This is a genomic window from Methylobacterium indicum, from assembly GCF_001043895.1.
GTDB lineage: Bacteria > Pseudomonadota > Alphaproteobacteria > Rhizobiales > Beijerinckiaceae > Methylobacterium > Methylobacterium indicum.
This window is the reverse complement of sequence record NZ_JTHF01000314.1, coordinates 1-10600: the sequence shown is the minus strand read 5'-3', so window position 1 is coordinate 10600 and position 10600 is coordinate 1. Positions and strand designations below refer to the sequence as shown.

The 10600-nt window shown below is 69.1% G+C and carries 11 protein-coding genes and 1 tRNA gene; 7 read left to right on the top strand and 5 right to left on the bottom strand.

The features are described from left to right. A partial coding sequence (locus QR78_RS28425; protein WP_048430980.1) for a CopG family transcriptional regulator occupies window positions 1-417 on the bottom strand: 417 nt, incomplete at its 3' end. A 205-nt stretch (window positions 418-622) separates the two neighbouring features. Here QR78_RS28425 and QR78_RS28420 point away from each other — a divergent pair. From QR78_RS28420 to QR78_RS28400, 5 genes are all read left to right on the top strand, one after another. Further along, window positions 623-1963, top strand: coding sequence for an adenylate/guanylate cyclase domain-containing protein (locus QR78_RS28420; protein WP_053221132.1), 1341 nt, complete (start codon window positions 623-625; stop codon window positions 1961-1963). Window positions 1964-2015: 52 nt separating this feature from the next. After that, window positions 2016-2942 (top strand): amidoligase family protein, encoded by a 927-nt coding sequence (locus QR78_RS28415; RefSeq protein ID WP_048430979.1) that lies wholly within the window; start codon window positions 2016-2018, stop codon window positions 2940-2942. Window positions 2943-3141: 199 nt separating this feature from the next. After that, the gene (gene trpS / locus QR78_RS28410) at window positions 3142-4146 is read left to right on the top strand and encodes a tryptophan--tRNA ligase (protein ID WP_048430978.1); all 1005 of its coding nucleotides are present in this window, start codon (window positions 3142-3144) and stop codon (window positions 4144-4146) included. Between the two features lie 81 nt (window positions 4147-4227). After that, entirely contained in the window at window positions 4228-5259 is a 1032-nt protein-coding gene (locus tag QR78_RS28405; protein WP_048430977.1) for an LLM class flavin-dependent oxidoreductase, read from the top strand. Window positions 5260-5359: 100 nt separating this feature from the next. Continuing rightward, window positions 5360-6478 carry a metallophosphoesterase gene (locus QR78_RS28400; protein ID WP_053221131.1) on the top strand — a complete coding sequence of 373 codons (1119 nt, stop codon included), beginning with the start codon at window positions 5360-5362 and terminating at the stop codon, window positions 6476-6478. A gap of 354 nt (window positions 6479-6832) precedes the next feature. Here the strand turns inward: QR78_RS28400 and QR78_RS28395 are convergent, their stop codons facing one another. Next, window positions 6833-7723, bottom strand: coding sequence for an ImmA/IrrE family metallo-endopeptidase (locus tag QR78_RS28395; RefSeq protein ID WP_048430975.1), 891 nt, complete (start codon window positions 7721-7723; stop codon window positions 6833-6835). A 56-nt stretch (window positions 7724-7779) separates the two neighbouring features. Then, entirely contained in the window at window positions 7780-7962 is a 183-nt protein-coding gene (locus tag QR78_RS28390) for a DUF3606 domain-containing protein (protein WP_048430974.1), read from the bottom strand. A gap of 634 nt (window positions 7963-8596) precedes the next feature. Here QR78_RS28390 and QR78_RS34515 point away from each other — a divergent pair. Next, on the top strand, window positions 8597-9475 hold the full coding sequence (locus QR78_RS34515; protein ID WP_125901286.1) for an AbiJ-NTD4 domain-containing protein: 879 nt from the start codon (window positions 8597-8599) through the stop codon (window positions 9473-9475). A 220-nt stretch (window positions 9476-9695) separates the two neighbouring features. Here QR78_RS34515 and QR78_RS28385 read toward each other — a convergent pair. After that, window positions 9696-9785: transfer RNA gene (locus QR78_RS28385), tRNA-Ser, on the bottom strand. A gap of 179 nt (window positions 9786-9964) precedes the next feature. Here QR78_RS28385 and QR78_RS28380 point away from each other — a divergent pair. Further along, complete coding sequence (locus QR78_RS28380; protein WP_048430973.1) at window positions 9965-10342, top strand: VOC family protein; 378 nt, start codon at window positions 9965-9967, stop codon at window positions 10340-10342. A 31-nt stretch (window positions 10343-10373) separates the two neighbouring features. Here QR78_RS28380 and QR78_RS28375 read toward each other — a convergent pair. Continuing rightward, the coding region (locus QR78_RS28375; RefSeq protein ID WP_048430972.1) for a nucleotidyl cyclase domain-containing protein at window positions 10374-10600 on the bottom strand (227 nt) is incomplete at its 5' end.

Genomic DNA, 10600 nt, shown 5'->3' with positions numbered 1-10600 from the left:
GGCGATGCGGTCGGCGAGCGCCGCCTTGACGGCGGCGCTGGCGTGGAAGGCGCCGAGCACGTGGATCGACGCGATCGCGGCCCGGGCGAGCTCCGGCGTGACGTCGTCGGCGATGCTGGCGAGCCCGAGCACCTGGATGCTCAGCGGCGTCCCGGCCTCCCGCGCCGCCTCGAGCTCGGCCCTGGTGATGTGCGTCAGCCCCAGGCTGAGCTGGCGGCGCGCCACCGCCTGGCGCACCGCCTCCTCCTGCCGGTCGAGCTGGTTGCGCACCGCCGTGCGGATGAAGTCGGCGCGGTTGGCGTAGAAGCCGTCCCGCACCATCAGGTCGATGCGGCCGAGATCGACGAAGCCGAGATTGACCGTGACCTTCTCGCTGTCCGGCATCTTGGGCCGCAGCTCGTGAACGGTGCCCGTCATCCTGTCGCCTTCCATGGACCATCCGGTTGGATGGTCTGGAGATGGCGATGGTTGGTTCGACCCGCAAGGGGTGCCCCGCCGGAACGGATCGAGCGCCCGCGCGCTTTGGCCCGTGGGTGCCTCGGCGGCACCCGAGGGCCGGACCATTCGGGGGAGAGGGCCGGCCTCGACGCCCCGGCGGCCCGCGCGTAAGGCTTTGCCCCGCATGACCACACCCGATCGGACCCCGCCGGACCGGGACGCGGCGCCTCATCCCGAGGCGGCCCGCGCTGCCGTGCCCCGTCCCGCCGCGGACGAATCCGCCCTCGCCGCGGGCCTCGCGGCCGGCACCGCCACCCGCATGCTGGCGATGCGGCTGGTGATGCTGCTGGTGCTGGCGGTCTCGGCCCATCTCAGCGACGGCGTGCTGCATGCCGGCAGCCACTGGTTCATCCTGGGCGGCTACGCGGTCTCCTCGCTCTGGCTCGCCGCCACGGCGCGGCGGCGGGGCGGAGCGCGGCTCGCCTGGATCGCGACGCTGCTCGACGCGGCGCTCGCCGCCTACATCGTGCTCGAATACATGATGGCGGCCACCGAGGTCGCCGACGAGCCCGGCACGATGGCGAGCCGCCTGCCGGCCTTCCTGCTGCTGCTCGAATCCGGCCTCACCCTCAGGCCGCGCCACACCGCGGTCTTCGCCGCCCTCGTCGCCGGGGTGTGGTCCGGCGCCCTCGGCCTCGGGCTCCTCGATCCGCATCTCGGCCTGCCGCCGGCGGGGCCGAACGTCTTCGGGCTCCTCTCCTTCCTGGTCGCCGCCGCCTTCGTGATCGAGGGCGCGCTGCGCCTGCGCCGGGGGATGGCCACGATGCTGCGCCTCGAGCACGAGCGGGCGACGCTGGCGCGCTTCGTGCCGGCGGGGATCGACCTCGTGCGCCGCGACGGGCCGACGGCGCTCCAGCCCCGCCATGCCTGCCTGCTCGCCCTCGACATCCGGGGCTTCTCGGCGCTGACCCGGCGCTGGGGCGAGGCCCGGGTGCTCGACTGGCTGCTGGCGGTGCGGGCGCTCGCCCACGCGGCGGTGACCGGGCGCGGCGGCCTCGTCGACAAGTATGTCGGCGACGGGGTCCTGGCCCAGTTCGTCGACGGCGCCCCGGCCGAGCAGGCGGCGGCGGCGCTGGCCTGCATGCGCGAGATCGAGGCGCGGATGCACGCGATGAACGAGGCGCGCCGGCGCGAGGGCCTGCCGGCGCTCGCCCTCACCGCCTCGCTGCATGCCGGCGAGGTCCTGGTCGGCGTCCTCGACGACGGCTGGCGGGCCGAGTTCACCGTGCTCGGGCCGGCGATGAACGCCCTCGCCCGGGTCGAGGCCCGGGCCAAGCGCGAGAACCTGGCGGTCGCGGTCTCGAAACGGGTGATGCGGCTCCTCGGCCCGGACGCGCCCCCGGGCCGGCGCCTGCCGCGGCGCCCGGGCGAGGAGGATTGCCCCGACCTGTTCGGCCTCGATCCCCTGCCCGTCGGCGCCCCGGCCCCTATCTCTCCGGATCTGCCGGCGACGGCGGTGCCGTGAGCGCCGCCGGGCCGGCCCCTCCTGCCCAGCCCCCTCCTGCCCCGAGTCGCGCGTGCCCGAATCGCCCTCCCTGGACTTCCGCTCGCCGCCGCGTCCCTTGCGGGAGGACGGGACGCCGCGCCGGGTCGGCGTCGAGATCGAGTTCACCGGGCCCTCGGCCCGGATCGCCGCCGCGGCGCTCGCCGCCGGCCTCGGCGGGCGCCTCGCCGAGGAGGACCCGCACGCCTTCCGGCTCGAGGGGACGTCTCTCGGCGACCTGCGGGTCGAGCTCGACCTGCGCGCCGCCCATCCGCAGCGCCGCATGACCGAGCCCGGCGCGCTGCCCGGCCTGCCGGTCCGCGCCGCCGGCCGCTCGCTCGCCGCCCTCCTCGGCCCGGTCGTGCCCCGCGAGCTGATCACCGGCCCCCTCGCCTTCGACCGGCTGCCGGAGGTCGACCGGCTGGCCGCCCTGCTGCACGGCGCCGGCGGCCGGGGCCGCGGCGCGGTGCTGCTCGGCTCGCTCGGGCTGCACTTCAACGTCGAGCCGCCGGATCTCACCGCCGCCACCCTGACCGGCCTGCTCAAGGCCTATCTCCGCGCCGAGCCGCAACTGCGCCGGGAGACCGCGGCCGGCGGCTTCCTCGCCGCCCGCGGGCTGCCGCCGCCCTTCCCCGCGCCTTACGCCGCCAAGGTGCTCGATCCCGCCTACCGGCCCGACCTCGACGCCCTCGCCGGCGATTATCTGGCGGCCAACCCGACCCGCCACCGCGGCCTCGACCTCCTGCCGCTCCTCGCCCACCGCGACGAGGCCGGCGTGCGCGCCGCCCTGCCGCCCGACGAGAAGGTGAGCCCGCGGCCGGTGCTGCACTACCGGATGCCCCAGGCCCATATCGGCCTGCCCGGCTGGAGTCTGGCCCCCGCCTGGAACCTCTGGGTCGGGGTGGAGGAGATGGCCGAGGGCGGGGCGACGATGCGCCATGCGGCGTCCGGTTCCGCTTGAGCGCGGCGGCGACGCAGCGTAAGGTCATTGTCGATGACCGACCCCCGCTTCCCCCGTCCGACCGTCTGGTGGCGCTTCCCCTAGGGAAGCGGCCGTCGTCATCCTGTTGCGACCGATGCCGCCGTCCGGTGGCATGGTCGATCCTCGTGGGCTCTCGGCACCCGTCGGCGCGGCGGCTGTCTTCGAGAAGAGAGCCCCGATGTCGTCAAAGCCCGTCATCCTCACCGGCGACCGCACCACCGGTCCGCTGCATCTCGGCCATTACGCCGGCTCGCTGCGCAACCGCGTCGCGCTCCAGCACGACCACCGCCAGTACCTGCTGCTCGCCGACGCCCAGGCGCTGACCGACAACGCCCACGATCCGGCCCGCATCGCCCGCAACGTCATCGAGGTCGCGACCGATTACCTCGCGGTCGGCATCGATCCGGCGGTGACGACGCTCTGCGTGCAGTCGGCCCTGCCGGCGCTCGCCGAGCTGACCCTGCTCTACCTCAACCTCGTCACGGTGGCCCGGCTCGAGCGCAACCCGACGATCAAGGACGAGATCCAGGCCCGCGGCTTCGGCCGCGACATCCCGGCGGGTTTCCTGTGCTACCCGGCGGCGCAGGCCGCCGACATCACGGCGTTCCGCGCCACCCTGGTCCCGGTCGGCGCGGACCAGGCGCCCCTAATCGAGCAGGCCAACGAGATCGTCCGCCGGATCAACCGGCAGGCCGGGCGCGACCTCCTGCCGGAGGCGACCGCGCTGATCCCGCCGGTCGGGCGCCTGCCCGGGGTCGACGGGCGGGCCAAGATGAGCAAGTCCGGCGGCAACGCCCTGCCGCTCTCGGCCCCCGACGCCGAGATCGCCGCGGCGGTGCAGCGGATGTACACCGATCCCGATCACCTGCGCGTCTCCGATCCCGGCCGGGTCGAGGGCAACGTGGTCTTCACCTATCTCGATGCCTTCGATCCCGACCCGGACGCGGTGGCGGCGCTCAAGGCGCATTACCGCCGCGGCGGACTGGGCGACGCCGCCCTCAAGCAGCGCCTCGCCGGCATCCTGCGCGACCTCCTCGGGCCGATCCGCGAGCGCCGCGCCGCGATCGCCCGCGACCCCGACCGGGTGCGGGACGTGCTGCGCACCGGCACCGCACAGGCCCGTCGCCTCACCGAAGAGACCCGCGACGCGGTGCAGGACGCCCTCGGCCTGTTCCGGCTCTGACCCTCCTTGTGCGCGGCTGCAAGCCTGCCCTTGCACCGCCGCGCATTTCAAACCGGCCCCGGCGCGTCCATCTTGGGAGCCATGACACAGACCCTGCAATTCGGCCTCGACACGTTCGGGGATGTCACCGCCCGCGACGGCGAGCCCCTGTCCCACGGCCAGGTCCTCCGCGACGTGGTGGCGGAAGGAGTCTTGGCCGACGAGGTCGGGCTCGACTTCTTCGGCGTCGGCGAGCACCACCGCGAGGACTTCGCCGTGTCCTCGCCCGAGATGGTGCTGGCGGCGATCGCGGCGCGCACGACGCGCATCCGCCTCGGCTCGGCCGTGACGGTGCTCAGCTCCGACGACCCGGTCCGGGTCTACCAGCGCTTCTCGACCCTGCAGGGCCTCTCGAACGGCCGCGCCGAGGTGATCCTCGGCCGCGGCTCGTTCACCGAATCCTTCCCGCTCTTCGGCTACCCCCTCGACCAGTACGAGACGCTGTTCGAGGAGAAGCTCGGGCTCTTCTCGGCGCTGCTGGCCGGCGGGCCGGTGACCTGGCAGGGCACCACCCGGGCGCCGCTTGCGAACCAGTCCGTCTTCCCCACCCCGGAGGCGCCGCCCACGACCTGGATCGGGGTCGGCGGCAGCCCGAACTCGGTGGTGCGGGCGGTCCAGCACGACCTGCCCCTGATGCTCGCCATCATCGGCGGCGATCCGCAGCGCTTCCGCCCCTACGTCGATCTCTACCACCGGGCCTGCGCCCAGCTCGGCCGCAAAGTGCGCCCGATCGGTGTCCACTCGCCGGGCTATGTCGGCGAGACCGATGCGGGCGCGCGGGAAGAGTTCTTCGCCGACTACAAGCGGATGCGCGACCGCATCGGCGCCGAGCGCGGCTGGCCGCCGATGACGCGCCAGGAATTCGACCGCGAGGCCGATCACGGCTCGCTCTACATCGGCAGCCCCGAGACGGTGGCGAAAAAGATCGCCGCGACGGTGCGGGGCCTGGGCCTCGGCCGGTTCCAGCTCAAGTACAGCGCCGGCCCGATGCCGCACGAGCGGCTGATGCGCGGCATCGCGCTCTACGGGACCCGGGTGGCGCCCCTGGTGCGCGAGATGCTGGAAGTGGGGTAAGGAGCGCGCGCGCCCGCCGGGCGCGATAACCCGGGATATCCGGCCCGCCGGGCGCGGTATCCGGGGCGTCCGGCCTGCCCGCCACCGCAAGGAGCCCGCCATCTTTCACCTCGTCTTCGCGGCGCCGTGCCTCCTGGTGATCGCCCGCTGGCTCCTGCCGCTCTCGCTGCCGCTCGTCGTCAAGGCGGCGCTCGCGGTGCTGCTGCTCGCCGCCTCGCAGTTCCACCTCTGGAACCGGCTCTCCTCCGGCTCGGTCTTCGCCCCGGAATTCCCCCGCGCGGTCGTCCTCGCGCTCAACGGGGCGTTTGGGGCGATCGCGCTGCTCGCGGTCCTGCAGATCGCCCTCGATCTCGGCGCGCTCGCCGCCGCCCTGGTCCAGCGCGGGCCCGTCGCGATTCCCGACGGGCTGCGGTTTGCCGCCGCCGGGCTCGCGGTGCTGCTCGCCGGGATCGGCGTCGCCCAGGCCGCCCGGGTGCCGCCGGTGGTCGACCGCGAGGTCGTGATCCCCGGCCTGCCGCCGGCCTTCGAAGGCTACCGGCTGCTCCAGCTCACCGACCTGCACCTGAGCCGCCTCTTCCCCGCATCTTGGGCCCGCGCCGTGGTCGCCCGCGCCAACGCGGCGGGCGCCGACGCGATCGTCGTCACTGGCGACTTCATCGACGGCTCGGTGGCGATGCGCCGGGACGACGTGGCGCCGCTTGCCGCGCTTCGCGCCCCGGACGGCGTCTTCGGCATTCCCGGCAACCACGAATATTTCTTCGATTACCCCGCCTGGATGGCCCATCTCGCCGGCCTCGGCCTGCGGATGCTGCCGAACGCCCACGCGGTGCTCACCCGCGGCGAGGCCGCCCTGGTGCTCGCCGGCGTCACCGACGCCTCGGCGCCCAACGCCGGCCAGCCCGGCCCCGACCTCGCGGCAGCACTTAAAGGCGCCCCGCCCGGCGCCCCGATCCTCCTCCTCGACCACCAGCCCCGGAACGCCCGGCAGGCGGCGGCGCGGGGCGTGGCGCTCCAGCTCTCCGGCCACACCCATGGCGGCATGATCCGCGGCCTCGACCGGCTGGTGGCCCGGGGCAACGACGGCTTCGTCTCGGGCGCCTACGCGGTCGGCGGCATGACCCTGTTCGTCGGCAACGGCACCGGGATCTGGCCGGGCTTCGCGCTGCGGCTGGGGCGGGATTCGGAGATGACGCGGTTTGTTTTGCGGGGTGGTGTGTGAGCGCACCCTGGGGGGAGTTCGGACAAATCCATATCGGCCCAATACTGTGTCCATATAGGATGGCAGTTCCGCGTCCGCCCGGTCGAGGCAGTGGCGACGTTCCTCGTCGCAACGTGGCAGGCGCGCGAGAGCGAAGCGGCCGATAAGTAATTCCAGTACGCCGACCCCGTTGCAGTGCTCGGCGTGTCCCGCCGGAAGATGCCGGCAGCGCACCGGGCTACGAGGATTCCGTGTCCGACGTCACCCGCCCGGGTCATCGAGAGCATCACATCGCGATTCAAATTACGGACGACGTGTGCTCGGACACGTTTCGTCATCACCCCGATCGGCCGCGTAACGCCAGCGGAGTCTCCCCTACCGTCGCCCTGAGTGGAAGCGGTAACGCCAACCCTCGTCGAGCTTGCGCTCCTCCGCGCTCTCCTCCGGAACGGGTTCCAGACGCAGCAGGATCATCGCGAAGCCGTTCTGCTGGAGGTACACCTGTTCGTAGAGGGACGGCGCGCGGAGGTCACGCTTTACGTCGATCCATAGATCGGGACTGCATGCGACGATATCGCTTGCGATATCCGGTCGATGCGGACGGCTGTGATAGAGCGACCCTGCTGTGACCGGGCTGCCGACAGCACAGGTGATGTCCGGGAAGGAGAGGCTCCGGTAGCACCGCTGCACACGGCCATTGCCCACCACGACGACCGCGATCCGCTCGGGGTGGTACTGCACGTAAGACCGAGCCGCCATCTCCTTGCCAACCGCGAAGTCGCGCGCGAGCAGGAGAACGTGCTGCAGATCGGGATCGCGAAAGGCCGCCATGGCCCCCCGCAGCAGGAGCGGGGGCATCAGTATGAGGGCGGCGAAGCGGTTGGCCTCGACCTCCCTGCGCTGCCGCTGGTCACCCACCTTGGCCGTGAGCCGGAGGAGGTCGGAACTCTTGCACAGGAACCGGCCGGGCTGATCCGGGAGGTGGTGCGCCATCAGGAAGTGGCCGAGTTCGTGCGCAATGGTGAAGCGCCGGCGCGGTTCGCCCCCGCGCTTGACGAGGATAGTCCCCTCGGACCGCTTCGCATCGGTCACGAGGCCGCCCTCGAACTCAGCGTTGTCGAGGTCTTCGAACCTGAGGATGCCGAGGCGCGCGCAAAGCTCTTGGATCGGCACGGGAACCGAAAGGTTCGGCTCGGCCTGTAGGATGCGTTTGACGAGCGCCTCCGGCGAGCGTGCGTCCGCGAGGTCGATCCTGCTGATCGGCATACGCGCAGCCTCCCCTCACATCTCCAGACCATTCCCTGAGGCCGCCACTCACCCGCCTAACGCTTCTTGCCCAACTCGGCAGCGATATCCTTCGTCATTCGGCCGACCTTCCGATGCGCCGCAATGAGTTGGTCCTGCGTCACGCCCCATCGCTTCATCCAGAACTCGACAGCCTTGCGTTCCGACAAATCGAGCCGGTCCTTATCGATGAAGCCACGCTTGTCCTTGAGGCCGGCCATGGTGTTCCTGATGGCTTGATGATTTGCGGTCTGTGAAGGGCCCAGCGTCCCACCCAACAGCGACGATGGCGAAAGGATGCACGAAACCGCCCAGAGATCGCATCCTAACCAGCATGCCGGGTTCTGCGGCCGTGCGGCTAACACTCTCAACCCTTAACCGAGCGATCGATCCCACGAAAGTAGGCCAGCCGCCCTACTGATTCGGCCGAGGCAATCGTACGCTGTAGGCGGCGGGGTAATTTGTAATACGAGTTATAAAATACAATAAAGCGAGGACTGTCATTTCGTAGTAAAAATCAAAATTATTCCAAATAAAAATCACAAAAATATATTTTGCTGAGAAGTTGAGGTAATTCGAGCCAGCATCCATTTATCAATAATATGAATGACTTAATCACTGATCTGGGTAATCTCTGTAGTGCAAGCTGTAGCACTGAGATCCATTCATGACGAGTTCGGCGGAGAGAGAGGAATGCGAACTGGGAGGCTGGTCAGCCCCTTCCCTGCCATCGGGCTTATCCGTGTGCTCAAGCCCCGGGAAGAGTCTGAAGGGCATCAGGCCGACTCACAAGGCGCGGCTTGAAGAGTCATGGTGTTCGCGGCATGTTCCAGAGACAGCCTTGGCGGACACTCTATGACCTCCGAACACGCTCCGATTGACCGTACGAAAGTAACTTTTGAGCAGGCCGAAGGCTTAGCTCCTCTTCCTCAGCAACTTAAAGCCCGCGAGATTTCTAGTGAGCTTCGCGCGATCATGTGGGCCTATATATTTGATGAATTAGAAGGACATAAAAATACAAGACATAGGCCGTATCATTTTACCACCGGCCCATGGTCGACAATATTAGAAGATTTTCATGTATTACACTTATACAAAAATGCCGATGAATTTTCTGCAAAAATATCTGATGTATATCCATTCATAAAATCTATAATTACTCAATCTAATTATGGAATGTTTTTCGGATTTTTACAGTTTGTAATCCGGCACAACGATTGTCCCTACGATCTTGCGAATGCGGTGAATGAGATACTTATCAAATCAAGATCTGCGTACCGAGTGGTGGAAAAGACCATTGTGCCGATAGGGTCAGACGAAGAGCTAAGCGCAGTAATAGGCGCCTTCGCCGATGTGCATGCGCAGAAATTCAAGGGGGCCCGTAGTCACCTCCGGCAGGCTGCTGAGGGATTAAGCGAGGGGCGATTTGCAGATAGCGTCAGAGATAGCATTCACGCAGTTGAGGCGACCGCACGTGTCATAACCACCAAAAGCAAGCTGTCTGATGCGCTGACCGAATTAGAGAAGAGCGCTAAGATGCACGGCTCTATGAAGGCCGGGTTTGACAGGCTGTATGGTTGGACGAGTGATGAGAAGGGGATACGTCATCCTCTCCTTAATGAGGGTGACGCGAACGTGAGCGAAGCTGATGCGCTTTTCATGCTTGGCGCGTGCGCATCGTTTGTCTCGCTGCTCATTGCCAAGGGACGCGCAGCAGGTCTTGTAGAGGCTTAAGGGGGATGGGGCAGTCATCCATTCCAGACGCGCCCTCACCCCTTCCTACCCCTGACCAAGCGCAACTTCATCAAACCGGGAGGCAAGTCTGGTCGCTACTCGCACCTTATGACAGATCATCTCTACCGCGCAGTGGCGAAAATGGACACAAATCTCGACACAGGCATAGCGGTGCCAACGCTACATCGATCCGACAAAACTCGGCAACTCTTTGCAATATTGGCGGAAGGGGTGGGATTCGAACCCACGGTGGAGTCGCCCCCACGGCGGTTTTCAAGACCGCTGCCTTAAACCACTCGGCCACCCTTCCGGCCGCGGACGCGCGTGGGTCCGGGTGCCCCTTCTGTAGGGCGGCGCGGCGCGGTGCGTCAACCGCGGCCGGCGGTCTGCGGGCCCGGCCCGGGACGCCTATCGCCGGGGCGCCCCGCGCCGTACCGTGCGGGCCGTGACGGCGGGGCGCGATCGGATGCGTCCCGAAGGGAGAGCCGCATGGGCTATCGGTACGACCACCTCCACCTGCGCAGCCGGGACGCCGCGGCGGCGGCGCGGTTCTACGGCGAGGTTCTGGGGGCGCGGGAGACGGGGCGCGAGGGCGGTGAGCGCCCGAGCCGGGTCATCCTCGATCTCGGCGGGATGACGATGTTCATCGAGCAGGCGCCGGAGGGCACCGGGCCGGCCGCGACGCCGCCCAACCTCGGCATCGAGCATATCGGCCTGCGGGTCGAGGACATCGAGGCGACGGTGGCGGACCTCGCGGGGCGCGGCATCCCGCTCGTCTCGGGCATCACCGACGTGCGGCCGGGCCTGCGCATCGCCTTCTTCGAGGGGCCGGACGGCGTGCGCATCGAGATCCTGCAGCGGGGCTGACCCCTCCCCCGCGGACCGGGTGCCCCCGGCCCTACTCGGCGACGTGGACCACGATCGGCTGGGTGCGGCCGCGCAGGGTCAGCGGCAGGCTGCGGGTGAAGCGGCCCGCCGCCGCCGGCCCGGCGGCGGCGAGGCAGCCCTCGGAGACGAGGATGCGGCCGCCGACCTCGCGGGTGGCGGATTGCAGGCGGCTCGCCACGTTGACGACGTCGCCGATCACCGTGAACTCGACCCGCTGGTCGGCGCCGATCGTGCCGA

Coding starts and splice junctions, on each gene's coding strand:
- QR78_RS28420 (WP_053221132.1), top strand. CDS start 623: ATGACCACACCCGATCGGACCCCGCCGGACCGGGACGCGGCGCCTCAT.
- trpS (WP_048430978.1), top strand. CDS start 3,142: ATGTCGTCAAAGCCCGTCATCCTCACCGGCGACCGCACCACCGGTCCG.
- QR78_RS28405 (WP_048430977.1), top strand. CDS start 4,228: ATGACACAGACCCTGCAATTCGGCCTCGACACGTTCGGGGATGTCACC.
- QR78_RS28395 (WP_048430975.1), bottom strand. CDS start 7,723: ATGCCGATCAGCAGGATCGACCTCGCGGACGCACGCTCGCCGGAGGCG.
- QR78_RS28390 (WP_048430974.1), bottom strand. CDS start 7,962: ATGGCCGGCCTCAAGGACAAGCGTGGCTTCATCGATAAGGACCGGCTC.
- QR78_RS34515 (WP_125901286.1), top strand. CDS start 8,597: ATGACCTCCGAACACGCTCCGATTGACCGTACGAAAGTAACTTTTGAG.
- QR78_RS28380 (WP_048430973.1), top strand. CDS start 9,965: ATGGGCTATCGGTACGACCACCTCCACCTGCGCAGCCGGGACGCCGCG.